General features: G+C 60.6%; 20 protein-coding genes. 9 read left to right on the forward strand and 11 right to left on the reverse strand.

The features are described 5' to 3' along the window. Positions 1-105 precede the first annotated feature (105 nt). Genes ACQZ5F_RS03445 through ACQZ5F_RS03455 form a run of 3 tightly spaced genes read right to left on the reverse strand, consistent with a single transcriptional unit; the run spans position 106 to position 1806 of the window. A complete protein-coding gene (locus tag ACQZ5F_RS03445) occupies positions 106-813 on the reverse strand; it encodes a TIGR02281 family clan AA aspartic protease (RefSeq protein WP_046798200.1) in 708 nt (235 codons plus the stop codon). Further along, entirely contained in the window at positions 810-1001 is a 192-nt protein-coding gene (locus ACQZ5F_RS03450; RefSeq protein WP_225339683.1) for a DUF1289 domain-containing protein, read from the reverse strand. The genes ACQZ5F_RS03445 and ACQZ5F_RS03450 overlap by 4 nt, the downstream gene beginning before the upstream one ends. A gap of 19 nt (positions 1002-1020) precedes the next feature. Then, on the reverse strand, positions 1021-1806 hold the full coding sequence (locus tag ACQZ5F_RS03455) for an adenosylcobinamide-GDP ribazoletransferase (RefSeq protein ID WP_448731138.1): 786 nt from the start codon (positions 1804-1806) through the stop codon (positions 1021-1023). Positions 1807-1958: 152 nt separating this feature from the next. Between ACQZ5F_RS03455 and cobT the strand changes: the two genes are divergently transcribed. Then, on the forward strand, positions 1959-2993 hold the full coding sequence (gene cobT, locus ACQZ5F_RS03460) for a nicotinate-nucleotide--dimethylbenzimidazole phosphoribosyltransferase (protein ID WP_448731139.1): 1035 nt from the start codon (positions 1959-1961) through the stop codon (positions 2991-2993). Positions 2994-3001: 8 nt separating this feature from the next. Continuing rightward, positions 3002-3406 carry a diacylglycerol kinase gene (locus ACQZ5F_RS03465; protein WP_225245972.1) on the forward strand — a complete coding sequence of 135 codons (405 nt, stop codon included), beginning with the start codon at positions 3002-3004 and terminating at the stop codon, positions 3404-3406. Positions 3407-3423: 17 nt separating this feature from the next. On the opposite strand, the gene pdhS2 is transcribed toward ACQZ5F_RS03465, so the two are convergent. After that, positions 3424-4959, reverse strand: a complete 1536-nt coding sequence (gene pdhS2, locus ACQZ5F_RS03470; RefSeq protein WP_046798204.1) for a two-component system sensor histidine kinase PdhS2 — start codon at positions 4957-4959, stop codon at positions 3424-3426. A 107-nt stretch (positions 4960-5066) separates the two neighbouring features. Between pdhS2 and ACQZ5F_RS03475 the strand changes: the two genes are divergently transcribed. The 3 genes from ACQZ5F_RS03475 to ACQZ5F_RS03485 all read left to right on the forward strand — a co-directional run bounded on the left by ACQZ5F_RS03475 (position 5067) and on the right by ACQZ5F_RS03485 (position 6865). After that, positions 5067-5660 carry a thermonuclease family protein gene (locus ACQZ5F_RS03475; protein ID WP_448731140.1) on the forward strand — a complete coding sequence of 198 codons (594 nt, stop codon included), beginning with the start codon at positions 5067-5069 and terminating at the stop codon, positions 5658-5660. Next, a complete protein-coding gene (locus tag ACQZ5F_RS03480) occupies positions 5653-6306 on the forward strand; it encodes a uracil-DNA glycosylase family protein (RefSeq protein ID WP_448731141.1) in 654 nt (217 codons plus the stop codon). Before ACQZ5F_RS03475 ends, ACQZ5F_RS03480 begins: the two co-directional genes overlap by 8 nt. A 70-nt stretch (positions 6307-6376) precedes the next feature. Further along, positions 6377-6865: an Lrp/AsnC family transcriptional regulator gene (locus ACQZ5F_RS03485; RefSeq protein WP_003507846.1), complete on the forward strand. Its 489-nt coding sequence runs from the start codon at positions 6377-6379 to the stop codon at positions 6863-6865. A gap of 219 nt (positions 6866-7084) precedes the next feature. Here the strand turns inward: ACQZ5F_RS03485 and ACQZ5F_RS03490 are convergent, their stop codons facing one another. The 5 genes from ACQZ5F_RS03490 to ACQZ5F_RS03510 form a co-directional block, all read right to left on the reverse strand. After that, complete coding sequence (locus ACQZ5F_RS03490) at positions 7085-7909, reverse strand: class I SAM-dependent DNA methyltransferase (RefSeq protein ID WP_046798206.1); 825 nt, start codon at positions 7907-7909, stop codon at positions 7085-7087. An 83-nt stretch (positions 7910-7992) separates the two neighbouring features. Then, the gene (locus ACQZ5F_RS03495) at positions 7993-8259 is read right to left on the reverse strand and encodes an usg protein (RefSeq protein WP_035224318.1); all 267 of its coding nucleotides are present in this window, start codon (positions 8257-8259) and stop codon (positions 7993-7995) included. 168 nt (positions 8260-8427) lie between these two features. Beyond that, positions 8428-9258 carry an ABC transporter permease gene (locus ACQZ5F_RS03500; RefSeq protein WP_046798207.1) on the reverse strand — a complete coding sequence of 277 codons (831 nt, stop codon included), beginning with the start codon at positions 9256-9258 and terminating at the stop codon, positions 8428-8430. After that, positions 9255-10058 carry an ABC transporter permease gene (locus tag ACQZ5F_RS03505; RefSeq protein ID WP_448731142.1) on the reverse strand — a complete coding sequence of 268 codons (804 nt, stop codon included), beginning with the start codon at positions 10056-10058 and terminating at the stop codon, positions 9255-9257. Before ACQZ5F_RS03505 ends, ACQZ5F_RS03500 begins: the two co-directional genes overlap by 4 nt. Before the next feature lie 112 nt (positions 10059-10170). Then, on the reverse strand, positions 10171-10944 hold the full coding sequence (locus ACQZ5F_RS03510; RefSeq protein WP_046798209.1) for an ABC transporter substrate-binding protein: 774 nt from the start codon (positions 10942-10944) through the stop codon (positions 10171-10173). A gap of 340 nt (positions 10945-11284) precedes the next feature. On the opposite strand from ACQZ5F_RS03510, the gene ACQZ5F_RS03515 reads away from it, so the two are divergent. After that, complete coding sequence (locus ACQZ5F_RS03515; RefSeq protein ID WP_225339689.1) at positions 11285-13549, forward strand: OmpA family protein; 2265 nt, start codon at positions 11285-11287, stop codon at positions 13547-13549. Between the two features lie 178 nt (positions 13550-13727). Here ACQZ5F_RS03515 and ACQZ5F_RS03520 read toward each other — a convergent pair whose 3' ends face one another. Together ACQZ5F_RS03520 and ACQZ5F_RS03525 are read right to left on the reverse strand one after the other, a co-directional pair. Then, complete coding sequence (locus tag ACQZ5F_RS03520; protein WP_046798210.1) at positions 13728-14651, reverse strand: pseudouridine-5'-phosphate glycosidase; 924 nt, start codon at positions 14649-14651, stop codon at positions 13728-13730. Between the two features lie 29 nt (positions 14652-14680). Beyond that, positions 14681-15622, reverse strand: coding sequence for a carbohydrate kinase family protein (locus ACQZ5F_RS03525; RefSeq protein WP_080841998.1), 942 nt, complete (start codon positions 15620-15622; stop codon positions 14681-14683). 246 nt (positions 15623-15868) lie between these two features. On the opposite strand from ACQZ5F_RS03525, the gene recA reads away from it, so the two are divergent. From recA to ACQZ5F_RS03540, 3 genes are all read left to right on the forward strand, one after another. Next, a complete protein-coding gene (gene recA, locus ACQZ5F_RS03530; protein WP_046798211.1) occupies positions 15869-16960 on the forward strand; it encodes a recombinase RecA in 1092 nt (363 codons plus the stop codon). A 236-nt stretch (positions 16961-17196) separates the two neighbouring features. Then, entirely contained in the window at positions 17197-19860 is a 2664-nt protein-coding gene (alaS, locus tag ACQZ5F_RS03535; protein WP_225339690.1) for an alanine--tRNA ligase, read from the forward strand. A 115-nt stretch (positions 19861-19975) separates the two neighbouring features. Further along, complete coding sequence (locus ACQZ5F_RS03540) at positions 19976-20359, forward strand: VOC family protein (RefSeq protein ID WP_046798213.1); 384 nt, start codon at positions 19976-19978, stop codon at positions 20357-20359. Positions 20360-20390 lie beyond the last annotated feature (31 nt).

The following is a 20390-nucleotide window of genomic DNA, read 5'->3' on the forward strand; positions in this document are numbered from 1 at the left end:
TCGGTGCGAAAAGAACATCCCGATTGGCCCTAAAACGGGGTATTTCCTTTCCGCGGCCGATGACGAAAGCGGAGTGCCGCGGCGGCGCTCACTGATGCCTGGGGTTTATCGATCCCGCAACCGTAACTCGTCCGTCTGCATCTGTAGCGAACCGAGCGTCGACAGGAAGCTCATGCCGAGCAGGCTTTGGCCCAGTTGGCCATCCTGCGCGACGAGGGCAGGGATGTTGCGGCGCACGATCGGGCCGATGCCGATTTCCGACAGGGTGACGGGGGCTGCTGCCGTGCGGCCATTTGCGGTCATGACCGGTACGGTATAGCGCAGGCTGCCCGTGTCGATACCGATTTCGGCGGCGTCGGCATTGGCCAGAACCACGGAGCTTGCGCCGGTATCGACCAGCATGTGGATGGTCTTGCCATCGACGCCGACATTCGCCTCGAAATGGCCGCTCATCGATTTGTGCAGCACGATCTCCTGTTCGCCGCCCGATGTCGTTACCACCACGGCGCGGCCCGGCATCAGGCCGCCCAAAAGGCGATCACCGAAGGATTGCAGGTCGTAGCGATAGAGATAAAGCGAGACGAGGCCGAGGATGATGACAAGCCAGACGGCAAGCTGGCGGATGACGGTGCCGAAGCCGCCCCGTCTTCCGGCCAGGATGCCGACCGACAGGAGGCCGGCAATGGGCACGAGATAGAGAGCCTGTGCGAATTGATCATTATCGATGCCGAGTGTGCGGCCACCATCGTGATTGATGAGAAGCAGGCCGAGGCCCACGGCGAGGAGAAGGAGAACGATGGTCAGCCTGTTCATGCGGTATGCGTCTCCCCGGTGGTCTCGCTCAAATTTTCCAGTCTTTGCGGCAGCGCCTGCATGATCGTTCGACGCTTCTCGTCGCTATAGCCTGCCCAGCCGCCGATTTCATCCAGCGTGCGGCCGCAGCCAATGCAGAGGCTGCTGGTCGCGTTGAGGCGGCAGATATGGATGCAGGGTGTTTCCATGATGGTCTATATCAGGCCGTTACGCCGCAAGGGCAAGGGCGACGAGAGTAACGATCTCCGTGATCTGCTGGCAGGCGCCGATCGTATCGCCGGTGTGGCCGCCGATCTTCCTGTCGCACAGACGGCCGAACAGCACCGTCGCCAGAATGGCTGCGGCGAGCACAAGTGCAATCGACAGAATGGGCAAAGCGTGCAGCGTGAAGAGAATGAAGACCAGCAGCCCGATCGCCAGGGCGATATTGCGCTCGCTGTCTCCGGGCTGGCCGGCGCCGGCGGCGATGCCGGAGGTTTTGGCGGCGGGCAGGGCCTGCCAGTGCCACACCATCAGGGCGCGGCTCAGGACAAGTGCGGCGATCAGGCCGGCGGCGGCAGTTTTTGCGGGAAGTGTCTCGATCAGCGATGCGAGCGCCGTGGCACGCAGGGCAAAGGACAGTACCATGGCGATGGTGCCATAGCTGCCGATGCGGCTGTCCTTCATGATCTCAAGCGTGCGCGCCTTGTCCTTGCCTGCGCCGAAACCATCGGCCATATCGGCCAGCCCGTCTTCGTGCAGTGCTCCTGTCAGAAGCGCCGTGAGGGCGATGGCGAGCCAGCCCGTGAGCTGTGGCGAGGCATCGAAGGCGGCGAAAATCACCACCAGAAAAGCCGCGGGCAGGGCGATCAGCAGGCCGGCGGCGGGAAAGGCGCGGGCGGTGCGGCGCATCGACACGCCATCGGCATTTTCGAAAAACCGCGAAGGAACCGGCAGGCGGCTGAGAAAGGCAACGGAATGCATGACATCTGTTATAAAATCCCGGGCCTTCATGCTCTCTCCGTTGCTGCACTTGCATTTCCGGTTGTTCCGCGGCGCATCCGCGATTATGAGAGGCGCAACAAAGACCGATTTGCCGGAAAACACAAGTTCCGGACGCATGAGCCGATGCGACAGCCAACCCGGCTACGAAAGAGACCGACACCATGAGCATGAGCGGATTGCCCTTCGATGATTTTCGCGCGCTGTTGCGTGAGCTTCCCGGCCCGGATACGCATGCGCTCGTGGCTGCCAAGGAGCGCAATGCGCAGCTGACCAAGCCTGCCGGTTCGCTTGGCCGCCTCGAAGAAATCGCCATGTGGCTGGCTGCATGGTCCGGCCGTTCGCCCGCCGTCACCCGTCCGCTGGTGGCGATTTTCGCCGGCAATCATGGTGTCACCCGTCACGGCGTCACGCCCTATCCGACATCCGTAACCCAGCAGATGGTGGAGAATTTTGCAGCCGGTGGCGCGGCGATCAACCAGATCTGCGTCGCTAATGATCTCGGCCTGAAGATTTTCGATCTGGCGCTTGATTATCCGACCGGCGACATCACCTGCGAGCCGGCCCTTTCGGAGCGCGACTGCGCCGCCACCATGGCCTTCGGCATGGAGGCGATTGCCGGCGGCACCGATCTTCTCTGCGTCGGTGAAATGGGCATCGGCAACACCACGATTGCGGCGGCGATCAATCTGGCGCTCTATGGCGGCACCGCGGAAGAATGGACCGGCCCGGGCACCGGTTCGGAAGGCGAGGTCATGGCCCGCAAGATCGCGGCGGTGAAGGCCGCTGTCGAGTTCCACAAGGACCATCTGTCCGATCCGCTGGAAATCATGCGCCGTCTCGGCGGACGCGAGATTGCGGCAATTGCCGGTGCCATTCTCGCCGCGCGCGTGCAGCGTATTCCCGTGTTGATCGATGGTTATGTGGCAACAGCGGCTGCCGCTCTCCTAAAGGCGGCCAATTCTTCGGCGCTCGATCACTGCCTGATCGGCCATGTCTCGGGTGAGCCCGGCCATCTGGCCGCCGTCGAAAAGCTTGGCAAGACGCCGCTTCTGGCGCTTGGCATGCGGCTGGGCGAAGGCACGGGTGCGGCTCTGGCAGCCGGTATCGTCAAGGCAGCGGCTGCCTGCCATTCCGGCATGGCGACCTTTGAAGCGGCGGGTGTGGATACCCACATCAGCCCCCATACCGATCATTGAGGTCAAAGATGGACGCGACGCCGCACAAGAAGCAACCCGAGCCCGCCTTCCGCAAGGAAAAGGGCTGGCGGCATCTATTCGCCGCGGCCCGCTATTCCGTGCAGGGGCTGGGCCGGCTGTGGCAGGAAGCGGCGTTCCGGCATGAGGTTCTGGCCTTCGGCGTCGGGCTTGCCCTGCTTCTGGTCGTCGGCGCGCCATTTGCGCATCTTCTCGTCTTCACGGTGCTGATGCTTCTGCTGTTTGCGGTCGAGGCGCTCAATACCGCGATCGAGGAACTGGTGGACCGCATCTCGCCGGAAATTTCCTCGGTCGGACGACATGCCAAGGATCTCGGTTCCTTCGCCGTCTTCTGCCTTTTGATGGCGAACGGATTTTTCGTGCTTTATTCGCTGGTGACGACGCTGTTCTTCTAAGCGGCTGGGAACCGGGATCAGGCGAAGGACCGTCGGCGCGGCTGGATGGCGTGGGTTTCCTCCACGGCCGGCAGGCTCTGCAGCACGCGTTTTGCCGGCAGGATGGCGATGCCCTCTGTGCCTTCGCGCAGCTTCGATTTCAGGATGAACTGGCCGTCATGTTTGGCAAGAATGGCCTGAACGATGGGCAGGCCAAGCCCGGTTCCCTGTTCGGCGCTCTTGATGGCGATCGATCCCTGACCGAAGGCCGACAGCACCACGGGGATTTCATCTTCGGGAATACCCGGCCCATTGTCCTTGATAGACACATATTGTCCGCCGCCCGCCGTCCAGCCGGCTTTCACGAGAATTTCGCCGCCCTGCGGCGTGAATTTCACGGCATTGGAGAGAAGGTTGAGAATAACCTGGCGGATGGATTTTTCATCGGCCCAGACCTGCGGCAGGCTGCTTTCGAACTGCTGTGAAATCCTGATCGTCTTGGCGCGGGCCCGCAGCTGGATCATGCCGATGCAATCCTCGGCTATTTCCAGCATCGAGATGGATTCCTCATTGAGATCATAGCGACCGGCCTCGATGCGCGACAGGTCGAGGATTTCGTTGATGAGATCGAGCAGGTGCTGGCCGGAGCGATGGATATCGCCGGAATATTCCTTGTAGAGCGGGTTGTTGAGCGGGCCGAGCACTTCTGACGCCATGACCTCGGAAAAGCCGAGAATGGCGTTAAGCGGGGTGCGCAGCTCATGCGACATGGAGGCGAGAAAGCGCGATTTGGCCAGATTAGCCTCTTCGGCGCGGCGTCGCGCCTCATCCGAAACCGAGTTGGCGACTTCGAGTTCGGCGATCAGGTCGTCCTTTTCCGTCTGGGAGGAGAGGAGCTTGACGCTGGTCTGGTAGAGCCGGCTGGTGATGCGATGACAGAAGAGGATCGCCATGCCAAACATCAGCGCAAGGCCGACATCGAATGGATCACGCGAGATGGCCGAGGTGACGCACAGCGCCGCCATCACCGGCAGGAAGGTCATGAAAGTCGCCCGCCGCAGCATGAAATTGGCCATGGCGGTCAGCGAAAGCGCGATCAGCAGCGTTGCGCCCTTGAAGAAGAGAACAAGCGTCGGGTCGTTGCGCGCCGGTTCGGCCAGTGCGAACATGGCCCATGCGCAGCCGATGAGGATCTGCATGCCGAGGAACAGATTTTTCCAGTGCTGGAGATTTTCGGGCGTGATCTCCTGCTTCGCCGCCCTCTTGGCCAGCACCAAGGCCATGGCGTGGAAGCTGAGCGCAATCAGCGACCAGATGATCAGCCCGATGTCGCGGGTGATATAAAGACCGATGACGGAGGCGAGCACGATGAAAAGCGGCATGAACATCGCGCCCTGAAGGGTCTCGGCGATGTGCATGGTCAGCATTTCGCGTTCATAGGCTTCGGTTCCGCCGGCACCCTGCTGCAGGCGTTCACGCGTCGTCTTCACCGTGTCGAAAACCGCTTTGTTGCGGTGTTTTTTCGAGCGGTCGACGATGATCTTGTCGGTGGACGTGCTGACGCTTTTACTCATTGTTACAACGCAGGTGACATGAACCCTTGCAGACTACGTGCAAAATCTTAAGAAGATGCTGCCGTGAAAGGATTTGTTTGCCATTTCTGACAAGGGTTTGTTGTTACATGGGACGAAACGGAGGCAGGCGCAGAGGTTTTTCGGCGTTCCGCGACGGCGGGCTGTTTCTTGCCGCGATTTTTCTCGGCATCCTCATCGCCGCCAAGCTCGACCAGATCAACAGCGAGACCTATAGCGGCCGTTTCTTCGTGATCGACGGCGATACGCTTTCAAAGGGTGAAGAACGGTTTCGCCTGCTCGGTATCGATGCGCCCGAACTGTCGCAGACATGCCGGCGCGGCGCTGAAACCTGGCCCTGCGGGGAGGAGGCGCGCCGTGTGCTGCAACGGCTGGTCGTGGCGCAGAATTTTTCCTGTTCCGGCAGTTCGAGGGACCGCTACGGGCGGCTGCTTGTCTATTGCGCGGCCGGCGGCAGGGATGTCTCGGCGGAAATGGTGTCGGCGGGTTTTGCCGTTGCCTCCGGTTATTTCCAGTTTTCAGGCGAACAGGCGGCGGCGCGCCGGGATGCGCGGGGCATCTGGGCGGGCGAATTCGAAAAGCCCTCCGAATGGCGGCGTGAGCACCGCGCAGCGGATATCGAGACACCGGCGGCGGGGTTCCTGACCGTCATCCGCCATCTTCTGGGATGGTCGCATGGCTGAGATGGATCAATCCATGCCGAGGTTTGATGATGGGCTGGATGAGTTGCGCGGTGAGATTGGCCGCTGCCGCATCTGTCGTGACGCGCCTGTCAGGGGCATGGCCGATCGCCTGCCGCATGAACCGCGGCCGGTGGTTGTCATGTCGAAGAAGGCCCGTATCCTGATTGCGGGGCAGGCGCCGGGGCTGCGTGTGCATGAGACGGGACTTCCCTTTAACGACGCTTCCGGTGACAGGCTTCGGCAATGGCTGAATGTCGACCGCGAGACCTTTTATGATCCCGACCGCTTCACCATCGTGCCCATGGGCTTCTGTTTTCCGGGCTACGATGACAAGGGCAGCGACCTGCCGCCACGGCGTGAATGTGCGCCTGCATGGCGTGAGCGGGTGATGGCGGCGATGCCGCAGGTGGAGCTGATCCTTGCCGTCGGCCAATATGCGCAGGCTTTTCACCTGGGTGAGAGGCGGCGCAAAACCATGACCGAGACCGTCAAGGACTGGCGCGGCTACCTGCATGCCAATTTCGGCCCCGGCACTTTACCTCTGCCGCACCCCAGCTGGCGCAATACCGGCTGGCTGAAAAAGAACCCGTGGTTCACGCAAGAGCTGCTCCCGGTTCTGCGGCAACATGTGGAAATGCGGCTTTAGTGAAACAATTTTCTGTTTTTCTGCGAAAATTAGTGTATTGAAAGGAAATTAATTCAGGAGGATAGACGCATTGGATCGCCTTGACCGTAAGATTTTGCGCATTCTGCAAGAGGATTCCACGCTGGCCGTCGCTGATCTGGCGAAAAAGGTCGGACTTTCCACGACGCCCTGTTGGCGGCGTATCCAGAAGATGGAGGAGGACGGCGTTATCCGCCGGCGCGTGGCGCTGCTTGATCCGGTCAAGGTCAACACCAAGGTCACGGTTTTCGTCTCCATCCGCACCGCCTCCCATTCCATCGAATGGCTGAAGCGTTTCTCCGAGGTGGTTTCCGAATTTCCGGAGGTCGTCGAATTTTACCGCATGAGCGGCGATGTCGATTATCTCCTGCGTGTCGTTGTGCCTGACATTGCTGCCTATGACGCCTTCTACAAGCGGATGATCGCCAAGATCGAAATTCGTGACGTGTCGTCTGCTTTTGCGATGGAGCAGATCAAATATACGACGGAACTGCCGCTCGATTACATGCTGCTGGATAATCCGAAATCCGGCGAGGAGTGACGCGCCGCTCATCCGGTTTTTGAGCAATGCCCTTTCCGGTTGCCGGGGAGGGCTTTTTTATTTGCCGGTTGTTGCGACGGAAAGTCGAATCTCTTCAACGGTCTGGGTGATCTTGATGAGATATTGATTCAGCAAGGCAGGGCTCCGCATTAGGGCGGGCGGGTGCCACTTGTTTCTTCTCCCCGCCGGGGAGAAGAAATATGCCGAAATGCCGAGTTATCAGCCCTTGAGCTTGGCAATCACCAGATGGCCCGGTGTCGGGTTGCCGTCCTGCATGCGGACGTTGATATCGGTGACTTCGAGGATATCGAAACCGGTCGCCACAAGCCTTTCGCGGACATAGTTTTCCGCATGGGCGAAACGGTGGTGCGGGCCAACCATATAGGGGCGTCCGGCCAGGGTCTCTTCGTCCAGGGTTTCCGAGGAGAAGATCAGCAGGCCGCCGGCATTGAGGTTTTCGGCGGCGCCGAAAAACAGCGGCTCCAGCGCGCCGAGATAGGGCAGCACGTCGGTTGCGGTGATGATATCGAAGGGTTCGTCGTCATTATCCTCAAGGAAATCCTCGGCTTCGGCGACGTAAAGCGTCTCGTAGAGGTCCTTCTCATGGGCGATTTCGACCATGTTTTCGGAAATGTCGATGCCGGTAATGTCATCAGCCATGTCACGCAGCGCTTCGCCGGTGAGGCCGGTGCCGCAGCCGAGATCGAGCAGCCGCTTGAACGGGCCGAGGTTTAGCGTCTGCAGCCGCTGGCGCACCATCATCGGCACGGCGTATCCCAGCTGTTCGACAAGAATATCCTCGAAGGCCTCGGCGTGCTGATCGAACAGGGTTTCAACGTAGGCGTCGGGCGCTTTCGGCGGCGTTTCGCCCCGGCCCATGGCGGCGATACGCACGGCGGCACCACCGTGATCTTCCGGGTCGATCGCCAGAACGTCCTGATAGGCTTTTACCGCCGCGTCCACATCGCCGGCTTTTTCAAGCGTCAGTGCGCGGTTATAGGCCTCGGCAAGCGCCTCTTCGTCGATTTTCTGGTTTTTCGTCATCGTGCGGTATCCATAACGTCTTCGGTTGACGTTTGCTGTAAGCCGCAACGGTGGTTGGCGCAACGTTTATGTGGGAACAGTTTTCAGTGGAGGATGAACTCCCCTTTAAGCGCGCGCCATTCCTGCGCCGAGATTACCTGCCGGTGCACGTAGCGGACGGAGTGTAACGGTCCGTCGAGCTTTTCCTGCCAGAATTTGAGGAAACCGTGCATTTCGGGGAAATCCGGGGCGAGATCGTAGTCCTGCCAGACATAGGTCTGCAGAACCAGCGGATGGTCCGGCATGCGGTAAAATATCTGGGCGGTGGTGAGGCCGTAGCCTCTCAGCATCATTTCCATGTCCTTGTTCATGACGGCGGTTCCCGTTTCCATGATTGCCGATCACAGCGTTGCAGCTGTATCTGACATGGGAACACGACAGGGTTAATCCAACCTTGCCAAAGCCATAAGTTGTCACAAAATAGTTATATTTTTCAAAATGTTGGCAGCCTCAGTTGATGAGTGCTGCCAAGCTTCGGCCTAACGCTTGAGGTGGCGCGTCAGGCGGGCTTCCAGCCAGGCCCAGACATGTCTCAGCGTCTCGACGATTGTCAGGTAGAAGATCGCCGCCCAAAGATAAGCCTGATAATCGAAGGTGCGGGAAAAGGCGTAGCGGGTCTGTCCCATCAGGTCGAAAACCGTGACGATGGAGACGACTGCCGAGCCTTTAATCATCAGGATGATCTCGTTTCCGTAAGGACGCAGCGCGACGATGAGTGCCTGCGGCAGGATGATCTTGCGGAAGGTGATGAATTTCGAAATGCCGAGCGAGGCGGCGCCCTCATGCTGGCCGAGCGGCACGCTGCGGATTGCGCCGCGCAGGATTTCGGCCTGATAGGCGGCGGTATTGAGGGTCAGCGACAGGAGGCCGCAATACCAGGCTTCCCGGAAGAACCACCACAGCCCGACCGTCTCCAATTGCGGGCGGAAGCTGCCGAGGCCGTAATAGATCAGGAAAAGCTGGGCCAGAAGCGGCGTGCTGCGGAAGACGTAGACATAGGCATAGGCCAGCGAGCCGAGGACGCGGTTTTTCGACATACGCGCAAAGGCGATCGGCACCGAGAGGATTGCGCCGAGAATGATCGAACTGCCGACCAGCGTGATGGTGGTGATGAGGCCGTCAATGTAACGCGGCCCGTAACGTTCGAATTTCGCCCAGTCCCACCCTTCGATCATCGCGAAGATCAAGCCGGCGGCGAGCAGCAGCCAGAGCGTGATGACGCCGATGCCGACGATGCGCGATATGTTGAGCGGCTTGTCGGCTATGGCTGGCGCCGGGCGCGGCGGAATGAGTTCCTGGATATGGCTCATCGGCGTGCCTCCGACTTGCGTGACCAGCGATCGATGAAGCCGATCCCGATGGAGGAGAGAAGTGCGAGAATGAGGTAGAGCAGGCAGGCGATGCCGTAGAAGAAGAATGCTTCCTTGCTGACACGTGCGGCGATGCCGGTCTGACGGATGATATCGGCAAGTCCGATGATCGAGACGTAGGACGTGTCTTTGAGCAGGATGACCCAGAGGTTGGTCATGCCGGGCAGGGCGATCCTGACCAGTTGCGGAATGATGATGAGCACCATGGTGCGGCCGCGTGACAGGCCAAGCGCATGGCCCGCCTCATATTGGCCCCTGGGAATGGCCTTGAAGGCGGAGAGCAGCACTTCGGAGGCATAGGATGAGAACACGACTGATAGCGCGACCATGCCGGCCACGAAGGCGTTGATCTCGACGGGGCCGGTGATGCCGACATAACCCGCTGCTGATTGCAGCAGCATCTGAATGCCGTAATAGACGATGAAGAGCGTCAGCAGTTCCGGCAGGCCACGGAAGATGGTTGTGTAGATGCCGGTCGCCAGCCGTAGCGACTTCTCCTCCGATTGCGCCGCAAGCGCAATGAGGAAGCCGATCAGCAGGCCGACGGGCAATGTCGCAAGCGCCAGCGAGATGGTGACCTTGACGCCGAAGGCGATTTCATCGCCCCAGCCTGCATCACCACACGCAACAAGGGTGCTGTTTCCGAAAAGCGAGAAGAGACCGACCGGACCGCAGAAGGGGTCGAGAAGTGTCGAGACATAGGTCCAGAACGCACCTATGGCGGAAAATGCTCCGCTCATGCCAGTTTTCCCCCGCGGTCTTAAGCCGCCGTGATTGTTATGGTGACGTTTTCAAACAAAAATGGCGGAAGGGCAAGCCTTCCGCCACCAGATTTCAACAGATCGAGCAGGCTTACTCGCCGTAAACGTCGAAATCGAAGTATTTTTTATTGATCTCCTGGTACTTGCCGCTGGCGCGGATACCGGCGATGGCAGCCGTGAATTTATCGGCGAGCGCCGTGTCACCCTTGCGCACCGCAACGCCTGCGCCATTGCCGTTGATCTCGACATCGACCTTGAGCGGCGTCAGGATCTTGCAGCAGGCGCCGGCATCCGTCTTCAGCCATTCCGAAAGCACGACGATATCGTCGATGACGGCGTCGATACGGCCATTGGCGATATCGAGCTTATATTCATCGGCGGTCGGATACATCTTCACGTCGGCATCCGGGAAGTGCTTTTCGGCGTAGTTGGAGTGGGTGGTGGAACCCTGTGCGCCGAGCGACTTGCCCTTCAGGTCGTCGAGGGACTTGATCGGCGAATCCTTCGGCACGGCGATGGCCGGCGGGGTGTTGTAATATTTCTTGGAGAAGTCGACCTTCTCGAGACGCTCGGGCGTGATCGACATGGACGCGATGATGGCGTCGAACTTCTTGGCCTGAAGGGCGGGAATGATGCCGTCCCAGTCATTGGTGACGAAGGTGCACTCAGCCTTCATTTGTTCGCACATCGCCTTGGCGATGTCGATGTCGAAGCCGGTCAGCGTGCCGTCGGCTTCAAGATTGTTGAAGGGCGGATAGGCGCCTTCGGTGCCGATGACGATCTTGTCCTGCGCAAGGGCTGCGCCTGAAAACAGCGAGATGGCGGCAATCGATGCGGCTGCGAGCAGACGGGTGGAAATAGGCATTTCGATCCTCTCTTTTGGTCGTTCATCCGCAGTCTGTTGTTGTTTTCAGTGCGGACGCCATAAGCGCAAGGCGCGACGGAATGTTTTTTGTTTTCCGTGGCCTTCAGCGCCGGGGCAATTATTCATCCGGTTGGTCAAAAAATGCAACTGCAATATTAGTCACCTCGATTGCGCCGCAGAGCTTTCACGAAAACGCCTTGATCTGTTCATTTCCGGTACACAAGGCTTTGTCCATCATGGGAACCGAAGCGTGTGCAAGGCGTTGACCAGCGCCTGCATGCGCAGCCGGTTCAAGATGTCGCGACACAAGCGACCAATAATGGCAGATGAGGAAGCACCGATGCTGAAGAAGAACAGATTGCTGACGGGGGTGGTTTTCCCCCTCATGTCGCTGGCGATTGCGGTGGAGCCCGCTGCTGCCGGTTTTGCCGGAGCCGCGCGGACGCAGACGCAGATGCCCAAGTTGCAGAGCCCGCTTATTCTGGCGCAGGCGCAACCGGAAGGCCAGGTCGCCGAAGAGCAGAACCCGGAAGAGCTTCTGCGCAAACAGCGCCAGCAAGCCGAAGAAGCGCAGCCGCAGGCCGAGCCGCCGAAGCAGGCCCCCGAGCCGAAGCCCGAAGCAGCACCCGCCGAACCGCGCCCCGAGCCGCAACGTGAAGCGCAGCCGGAACCCAAGCCCGAACCCAAGCGTGAAGCACAGCCGGAACCTCAGCGTGAGCCGCAGCAGCGCGAAGCCCGCCCTGAGCCGGCGCCTGCCGAACAGCCGCAGGAACGCCCACGCAAACCGGAGCGGGCACAGGAGCCTCAAGGGGAAGGCGAGCAGCGCCCCGCACGCCAGCGCCCGGAGGCCGCTCCTGAAGCTGCACCCGAGGCAGCGCCGGCCGAACAGCAGCCGAAGGAGCGCCCACGTAAACCTGAGCGCGCGGAACAGCCTGCGGGTGAGGGCGAGGCGCGTCCGCGCAAGGAGCGCGCTAAAGAGCCTGCCGCCGAGCAGCCTGCCGCGCGTCCAGACAATGCCGAGCAGCCCGCCAAACCGCGTGAGAAAAAGCCGCAGGTAGAAGAAAAGGCTCCGGAACAGAAATCCGAACCGGCCGAAAAGGCTGTTCCGGAGAAAAAACCTGACGCTCCAGAACCTGCCGCGAAGGAAGCGCCTGTTCCGACGGAAGCGCCGACACCCGCACGTCCGCCGGCGCCGGAGGCGCAGCCCAACCCCGCACCCGGCCAGCAGCCTTCCGAAAAACCTGCCGAAGGTCAGGGCAAAACCGAGCCTGCAGCGCCGCTGCCGGGCACGCCGACGCCCCCGCCGCCAAGCGGCACCACGACCGGACAGGCGCCTGCCGGTGAGCCCGTTCCCAACCAGGTTGCTGTTCCGCAGACGGAAGCACCGCCCATGACGAAGGAAGAATTGGACAAGGCCAAGGCGGTTGCCAAGGACCCGTCCAAGACCGCCGACACCGTCATCCTGCCGGTCGACAAGGGTGCGGCCGTTCTCGACAGCGATAAGGAAGTGGAGCGCTCCGGCAACAATCAGGCCCGAGAGCAACGCCGCCGCGAGCGTGAACAGGCCGGTGAGGTGAAGGTGCCTACCTCGGACGCCGAGGCGCAGCGCGCCGGTGCCGCTGAAGGCAAGACCCCGCCGCCGCCCGTGAAAATGGAGGCGATCACCTCCCAGCAGGGTGAGCGCATCGACCGCCGTCCGCAATATGAGCGGCCGGAAGGCGTGCGCGAGTGGCAGCCACGTGAGGGCCGCCCGCGTGACCGTGATCGTGATGCGCCGATCATCCTGCAATTCGGCGATCGTGTCGTCGTGCGTGGCGATGACAACCAGCGCTTCATCCGTGATGGCGGCGAGCCCTATTACGAGCGTCTGCAGGGCGGTCGTGTCCGCGAAACCGTCGAGCGCCGTGACGGTACGCAGGTGGTGACGATCCGCAATCGTTATGGCGACGTGATCCAGCGCTCGCGCATCGATGATCGCGGCCGGGAATATGTGCTGTTCTATGCGCCCGAGCTGATGGACGATCCAGACCGCGATTATGTCTATCGTGATCCGGGCCTCGACCTGCCGCCGATGCGCCTGCGTATTCCCGTTCGTGACTACATCATCGACACGTCGAGCGATCCGGACCGCGATTATTACCGCTTCCTCGAGCAGCCGCCGGTCGAACCCGTGGAGCGTGTCTATTCGCTGGATGAAGTGCGCTATTCGGCCCGTATCCGCGACAAGGTGCGCCGTATCGACCTCGATACGATCACCTTTGCCACCGGCAGCGCCGACATTCCGATGGCGCAGGCTCGCTCACTGCGCAAGGTGGCCGATGCGATCAACAAGGCGCTGGAAAAGAACCCGGCGGAAACCTTCCTGATCGAAGGCCATACCGATGCCGTCGGCTCCGATGAAAGCAACCTCGTTCTTTCCGACGAGCGCGCCGCTTCCGTTGCCAACGTGCTGACCGATGTCTACGGCATTCCGCCGGAAAACCTCGCGACGCAGGGTTATGGCGAGCGTTACCTGAAGGTCCAGACACTCGGTCCGGAACAGCAGAACCGCCGCGTCACCATCCGCCGCGTGACGCCGCTGGTGAAGCCGGTCGCCCAGAACTGATCGGGTTCCTGCAGAAAAACGAAGGCCCGGAGAGCGCAAGCTTTCCGGGCTTTTTGTTGGTTTCGAGCTTGCTACTTTCGCACCGTCATCCTCGCCCTTGAGGCGAGGATCCATTCCTGTTGTCGCAACGTGGATCCTCGGGTCAAGCCCGAGGATGACTGAGAAAACTGAATGCTCTTCAGTTCAGCGCCACCGCGATCTCCGCGGCCAGCTGGGCATTATTACGCACCAGCGCGATATTGGTTTCCAGGCTGCGGCCATCCGTCAGTCGGAAGATGTCGCCGAGCAGGTAGGGGGTAACTTCCTTGCCGGTGACCTCGTCGCGCTCCGCATGGGAGATGGCGCGGTTGATGTAGATTTCCATTTCTTCGCGGGGGATTTCGTCTTCTTCCGGCACGGGGTTGGCGATCAGCATGCCGCCATCGATGCCGAGCTGTTCGCGGGTCACCTGGAAATTGGCGATTGCCGCCGGGCTGTTCAGCGAAAGCGGGCTCGCCAGGCCGGAGGAGCGCGACCAGAAGGCGGGGAATTCTTCCGAGCCGAAGGTGACGACAGGCACGCCGTTGGTTTCGAGAACCTCGAGCGTCTTTGGGATGTCGAGGATCGCCTTGGCGCCGGCGCAGACGACGATGACGCCGGTCTTGGCAAGTTCGGTCAGATCGGCGGAGATGTCGAACGTCTCCTCCGCGCCCTTGTGCACACCGCCGATGCCGCCGGTGGCGAAAACGCGGATGCCGGCGCGGGCAGCGGCAATCATGGTGGCGGCAACCGTGGTGGCGCCGGTGCGGCGCTCGGCAATTGCGAAGGCGATATCGGCGCGCGAGACCTTCATGGCGTCAGTGGTCTGGGCGAGCGCCTCCAGCTGGTCCTTTTCGAGGCCGATGTGCAGGGTGCCGTGAATGACGGCGATGGTCGCCGGAACGGCGCCCTGGTCGCGAATGATCTGTTCGACGCTTTCGGCCATCTCGATATTGCCGGGATAGGGCATGCCATGGGTGATGATGGTCGATTCAAGTGCCACGATCGGCGCACCGCGCTGCTTGGCGGCGGCGACTTCCCGTGAATAAACGATGGGCAGGAGCGGGGAGATGGGGCGGGTCATTTATTCTGTTCCAATTCTTGAAAGCGGGTTCATGCCAGTATTTCAGCTGCGGGAACAAGTCCCAACATGGCATCGACACTGTCTTTTGATAAATCCTGCGAGGTGGCGAAGGGCGATTGCACGGTGATGGCCGCTGCGGCCGCGCCCTGTCTCAGCGCTTCCGCGATGGTCTTTCCCTCGGCGATCGCGGCAAGATAACCGGAGGCCATGGCGTCGCCGGCGCCGGTCACGTCCTTTACCTCGCGGATAAGGGGCGGGTTGAGCGTTACGGTTTGCGTCGCATCGAAAGCCACGACCTCGCTTGCGCCGCGGGTGACGACGCCGCCGGCAAGCCCGGCCTTGCGCAGAATGCCGGGCCAGTCGCGGACATTCGCCGCCGTCTCTCCGGTTAGTGCTCGTGCCTCCGCCTCGTTCATGAAGAGAATGTCGATATCGGCAAGCGCGCCTTTCAGTTTCACCGCCTTGGCGGGGGAAATGGCGATGGCAGCCAGCGGCTTTTCGCAGGCGCGGGCGACGAGGCCGAGGGCCGTCAGCGTGTCATCAGGCAGATTGGCGTCGCAGAGCAGAAAGTCGCTTGCCGTGATCGCCTCGCGCACGGCACGCACTTTCAGGCGGCGCGGGGTAAAGAGCTTGTAGAGGTCCATATCGGCAAGGGCGATGACCAGATTGCCGTCACGCTCCAGAATGGCGGTGTAGCTTGGCGTGCGGCGGTCGAGGAAAATAAAGGGCGTATCTTCGACGCCGGCATATTTTGCGGCCTCCGCCACCGCTTCGCCTGTCACGTCGCCGCCGCGTGGCGCGATGATGCGGACGGCAAAACCGAGCCGGGCAAGATTGCGCGCCGCGTTAAAACCGCCGCCGCCTGCCTCCTCCATCCAGGAGCCGGGATTGCTGGCGCCGGGCGCCGTCTCAGTCTCGATCATGCCGCGCCTGTCGATATGCGCGCCGCCCAGAACGAGTATTTTCTTCACGCTTGCGTTTCCCTCTTTGGCGGATGGAAAGGCCGGACGATTCGGCCGACCCCCGTGTTCGTTTGCCTGTCACTTCCCGTTTGCGGCGATAGGCCGGAGCCGAAAAACAAAGATAGAACAAACCACTTATCGCTATTTGTTTTCAATATGCTGGCCGCGCCTTGCGAAATGAGAACAAATGGAGTACATACCATTTCCATACTGCTTCATTGCCTGTGCGGCTTCAATAACCTAAAGGTGGTTCAGATGGCACAAAATTCTTTGCGTCTCGTAGAGGATAAATCCGTGGATAAAAGCAAGGCACTGGAAGCGGCGCTCTCCCAGATCGAACGGTCGTTCGGCAAGGGATCGATCATGAAGCTCGGTTCCAATGAAAATGTGGTTGAAGTGGAAACCGTTTCGACGGGTTCGCTCAGCCTGGATATCGCGCTCGGCATCGGCGGTCTGCCGAAGGGGCGCATCGTTGAAATTTATGGTCCGGAAAGCTCGGGTAAAACGACGCTGGCGTTGCAGACCATTGCGGAAGCCCAGAAGAAGGGCGGCATCTGCGCCTTCGTGGATGCCGAACATGCGCTCGATCCGGTCTATGCCCGCAAGCTGGGTGTGGATTTGCAGAGCCTGCTGATTTCGCAGCCGGATACGGGCGAGCAGGCGCTGGAGATCACCGATACGCTGGTTCGTTCCGGCGCGGTCGACGTTCTGGTCGTCGATTCGGTCGCGGCACTGACGCCGCGGGCGGAAATCGAAGGCGAGATGGGCGACAGCCTGCCGGGTCTTCAGGCGCGTCTGATGAGCCAGGCGCTGCGCAAGCTGACCGCTTCGATCTCCAAATCGAAGTGCATGGTGATCTTCATCAACCAGATCCGCATGAAGATCGGCGTCATGTTCGGTTCGCCGGAAACGACGACGGGCGGTAACGCGCTGAAGTTCTACGCCTCCGTACGCCTTGACATTCGCCGCATCGGCGCCGTCAAGGAGCGCGAAGAGGTGGTCGGCAACCAGACGCGTGTGAAGGTCGTCAAGAACAAGATGGCGCCGCCCTTCAAGCAGGTGGAATTCGACATCATGTATGGCGAAGGCGTTTCCAAGACCGGCGAGCTTGTCGATCTCGGCGTGAAGGCCGGTATCGTCGAGAAATCCGGCGCATGGTTCTCTTATAACAGCCAGCGTCTGGGGCAGGGGCGTGAGAACGCCAAGACCTTCCTGCGCGACAATCCGGAAACGGCCAATGAGATCGAGCTGGCGCTGCGCCAGAATGCCGGTCTGATCGCTGACCGCTTCCTGCAGAATGGCGGCCCGGATGCCGGCGATAGCGACGGTGACGGCGACGAGGGCTGACACCTCAAAAAAGGGGCCGGGCATAGAGTGTCTGGCCACTTTGCCGAAATGAGCTGATCGAAACGAAATGGGCCGTGCGATTTTCCCTCGCCTGGCCCTTTTTGTTTGCCGATGCGCCTTGGTTTGCCTGCATGGCTGGACAGGGCAGGATACGGACGATAAAAGCCATTGATTTTGCAATATAGCCATCATTTGTGATGGCAATGATGGACTCCAGCTGTGAGCGGTGTGTGGGCATGAGCGGTGTAAATGAAATTCGGTCGACCTTTCTCGACTACTTCAAAAAGAATGGACACGAGATCGTGCCCTCCAGCCCGCTGGTGCCGCGCAACGATCCGACATTGATGTTCACCAATGCCGGCATGGTGCAGTTCAAGAACGTCTTCACCGGTCTTGAAAGCCGTCCATATTCCACCGCCGCTTCGGCGCAGAAATGCGTGCGTGCCGGCGGCAAGCATAACGACCTCGACAATGTCGGTTATACCGCCCGTCACCATACCTTCTTCGAAATGCTCGGCAATTTTTCCTTCGGCGATTATTTCAAGGAAGAGGCGATCACCCATGCCTGGAACCTGATCACCAAGGAATTCGGCATCGACCGCAATCGGCTGCTGGTCACGGTCTATCACACCGATGACGAGGCCTTTAATCTCTGGAAGAAGATCGCCGGTTTTTCCGACGACCGCATCATCCGCATTCCGACCAGCGACAATTTCTGGGCGATGGGCGATACCGGTCCCTGCGGTCCCTGTTCGGAAATCTTCTACGATCATGGCGATCATATCTGGGGCGGCCCGCCCGGCTCGCCGGAAGAGGATGGCGACCGGTTCATCGAAATCTGGAACCTCGTCTTCATGCAATATGAGCAGCTGACGAAGGAAGAGCGCATCGACCTGCCGCGCCCGTCGATCGACACCGGCATGGGCCTCGAGCGCATTTCGGCGCTGCTGCAAGGCAAACACGACAATTACGATACGGACCTGTTCCGTGCATTGATCGCCGCTTCCGTCGAAGCGACCGGTGTTCCGGCCGAAGGCGAAAAGCGCGCCAGCCATCGCGTCATCGCCGATCACCTGCGCTCGTCCGCTTTCCTCATCGCCGATGGCGTTCTGCCGTCCAATGAAGGCCGCGGTTATGTCCTGCGCCGCATCATGCGCCGCGCCATGCGCCATGCCGAGCTTCTGGGCTCGCGCGAGCCGCTGATCTACAAGCTTTTGCCGGCGCTGGTGCAACAGATGGGCCGTGCCTATCCGGAACTGGTCCGCGCCGAGGCGCTGATTTCCGAAACGCTCAAGCTTGAGGAAACCCGTTTCCGCAAGACGCTGGAGCGCGGCCTGTCGCTGCTCTCCGACGCCACGTCGACGCTGCACAAGGGTGACATGCTTGATGGTGAAACGGCCTTCAAGCTTTATGACACCTATGGTTTCCCGCTCGACCTGACGCAGGATGCACTGCGCGCCCGCGAAATCGGCGTCGATATTTCAGGCTTCACCGATGCCATGCAACGACAGAAGGCGGAAGCCCGTTCGCACTGGGCCGGTTCCGGCGACAAGGCGACAGAGACCGTCTGGTTCGAGCTGAAGGAAAAATTCGGCGCGACCGAATTCCTCGGTTATGACACGGAAACCGCCGAAGGCGTCATTCAGGCGATCGTCAAGGACGGCAAGGCGGTGGACAATGCCGCCGATGGAGAAGCGGTCCAGATCGTCGTTAACCAGACACCGTTTTATGGTGAGTCCGGCGGCCAGATGGGCGATACGGGCGTGATTACCGGCGAAAATGGCGCCTTCACGGTTTCCGAAACCCAGAAGAAGGGCGAAGGCCTGTTCGTGCATTCCGGCACCGTCTCCAAGGGCGGCCTGAAGCTCGGCGATGCCGTGCAGCTGACCGTCGATCATGATCGCCGTTCGCGTCTGCGCGCCAACCATTCCGCCACGCACCTGCTGCATGAGGCGCTGCGCGAAGTGCTCGGCACCCATGTCGCCCAGAAGGGTTCGCTGGTCGCGCCCGAGCGCCTGCGCTTTGACGTTTCGCATCCCAAACCGATGTCGGCCGAGGAGTTGAAGGTCGTTGAGGATATGGCGAACGAGATCGTGTTGCAGAACTCGCCTGTTGTCACCCGCCTGATGAGCGTCGATGACGCCATTGCCGAGGGCGCCATGGCGCTGTTCGGTGAAAAATATGGCGACGAAGTTCGCGTGGTGTCGATGGGCACCGGCGTTCATGGCGCGAAGGCCAACCGTCCCTATTCGGTCGAGCTTTGCGGCGGCACCCATGTGGCAGCCACCGGCCAGATCGGTCTCATCCGCATTCTCGGCGAAAGCGCCGTTGGTGCGGGCGTGCGCCGTCTTGAAGCCGTAACGGGTCAGGGCGCGCTTGCCTATCTCGCCGAGCAGGATGAGCGGGTGAAGGCATTGGCTTCATCGCTGAAGGTTCAGCCGGGCGACGTGCTGTCGCGCGTTGAAGGGCTGCTTGACGAGCGCAAAAAGCTGGAGCGTGAGCTTGCCGATGCCCGCAAGAAGCTCGCCATGGGCGGTGGTTCGTCGGATGCGGGCGCAAACGATGTCCAGCAGGTCGCGGGCGTCAATTTCCTTGCGAAATCCCTGTCCGGCATCGATGCCAAGGATCTCAAGGGTCTTGCCGATGAGGCCAAGGCCAATCTTGGCTCTGGCGTTGTGCTGCTGATTGCGGTTTCTGACGATGGCAAGGCAAGCGCCGTTGCTGCCGTTACCGAAGATCTGACGGCCCGTTTCAGTGCCGTCGATATCGTCCGCACCGCTTCGGCCGCGCTTGGCGGTAAGGGAGGCGGCGGACGCCCGGATATGGCACAGGCCGGCGGCCCGGATGGCGCCAAGGCGCAGGAGGCCATCGAAGCGGTGGCCGCGGCACTGGCGGCCTGATCTGGAAAGATTGAGGAAGGGGCGGGGTTTTACCCCGCCTTTTTTAATTCTACGCTGAGGCTTGCGAGAGATGGCATGGACCATCGAGCGCTGAAGACGGGGAGGAGGGCATGCGATGCGCTTTGTAAATCCCATCCCTTTCGTGCGCGATATAGACCGCTCGAAGGCGTTTTATCGTGATCGGCTGAGCCTCCAAATATTGCGGGACTTCGGGAATTTCGTTCTCTTTGAGGGCGGCTTTGCCATCCATGAGGGGCGGTCGCTTGAGGAGACTGTCTGGCAAGCACCATCAGGCATGGAAGAGCCCTATGGCAGGCGAAACCTGCTGCTGTATTTCGAGCACGCAGATGTGGATGCGGCTTTTCAAAATATCGCACCGTATGTCGAGCTTATCCATCCGGTTCAGAGGCAGGCCTGGGGACAGAGAGTATTCCGCTTTTATGATCCGGACGGGCATGCAATCGAGGTCGGAGAACCGCTCGGCCAATCCGATGAATAGACCCGCCGCAAAGATCGACCCTGTGGGCGAT

The sequence above is a fragment of the Agrobacterium sp. 22-210-1 genome (genome assembly GCF_053522525.1).

What these genes read in the sequence shown, in the direction of transcription:
- ACQZ5F_RS03490 (WP_046798206.1), bottom strand. Translation starts at nt 7,909, where the DNA reads ATGACGAAAAACCAGAAAATCGACGAAGAGGCGCTTGCCGAGGCCTAT.
- alaS (WP_225339690.1), top strand. Translation starts at nt 17,197, where the DNA reads ATGAGCGGTGTAAATGAAATTCGGTCGACCTTTCTCGACTACTTCAAA.
- ACQZ5F_RS03465 (WP_225245972.1), top strand. Translation starts at nt 3,002, where the DNA reads ATGGACGCGACGCCGCACAAGAAGCAACCCGAGCCCGCCTTCCGCAAG.
- ACQZ5F_RS03500 (WP_046798207.1), bottom strand. Translation starts at nt 9,258, where the DNA reads ATGAGCCATATCCAGGAACTCATTCCGCCGCGCCCGGCGCCAGCCATA.
- ACQZ5F_RS03540 (WP_046798213.1), top strand. Translation starts at nt 19,976, where the DNA reads ATGCGCTTTGTAAATCCCATCCCTTTCGTGCGCGATATAGACCGCTCG.
- ACQZ5F_RS03495 (WP_035224318.1), bottom strand. Translation starts at nt 8,259, where the DNA reads ATGAACAAGGACATGGAAATGATGCTGAGAGGCTACGGCCTCACCACC.
- ACQZ5F_RS03455 (WP_448731138.1), bottom strand. Translation starts at nt 1,806, where the DNA reads ATGAAGGCCCGGGATTTTATAACAGATGTCATGCATTCCGTTGCCTTT.
- cobT (WP_448731139.1), top strand. Translation starts at nt 1,959, where the DNA reads ATGAGCATGAGCGGATTGCCCTTCGATGATTTTCGCGCGCTGTTGCGT.
- ACQZ5F_RS03480 (WP_448731141.1), top strand. Translation starts at nt 5,653, where the DNA reads ATGGCTGAGATGGATCAATCCATGCCGAGGTTTGATGATGGGCTGGAT.
- ACQZ5F_RS03475 (WP_448731140.1), top strand. Translation starts at nt 5,067, where the DNA reads ATGGGACGAAACGGAGGCAGGCGCAGAGGTTTTTCGGCGTTCCGCGAC.
- ACQZ5F_RS03520 (WP_046798210.1), bottom strand. Translation starts at nt 14,651, where the DNA reads ATGACCCGCCCCATCTCCCCGCTCCTGCCCATCGTTTATTCACGGGAA.
- ACQZ5F_RS03515 (WP_225339689.1), top strand. Translation starts at nt 11,285, where the DNA reads ATGCTGAAGAAGAACAGATTGCTGACGGGGGTGGTTTTCCCCCTCATG.
- ACQZ5F_RS03510 (WP_046798209.1), bottom strand. Translation starts at nt 10,944, where the DNA reads ATGCCTATTTCCACCCGTCTGCTCGCAGCCGCATCGATTGCCGCCATC.
- ACQZ5F_RS03445 (WP_046798200.1), bottom strand. Translation starts at nt 813, where the DNA reads ATGAACAGGCTGACCATCGTTCTCCTTCTCCTCGCCGTGGGCCTCGGC.
- recA (WP_046798211.1), top strand. Translation starts at nt 15,869, where the DNA reads ATGGCACAAAATTCTTTGCGTCTCGTAGAGGATAAATCCGTGGATAAA.
- ACQZ5F_RS03505 (WP_448731142.1), bottom strand. Translation starts at nt 10,058, where the DNA reads ATGAGCGGAGCATTTTCCGCCATAGGTGCGTTCTGGACCTATGTCTCG.
- ACQZ5F_RS03450 (WP_225339683.1), bottom strand. Translation starts at nt 1,001, where the DNA reads ATGGAAACACCCTGCATCCATATCTGCCGCCTCAACGCGACCAGCAGC.
- pdhS2 (WP_046798204.1), bottom strand. Translation starts at nt 4,959, where the DNA reads ATGAGTAAAAGCGTCAGCACGTCCACCGACAAGATCATCGTCGACCGC.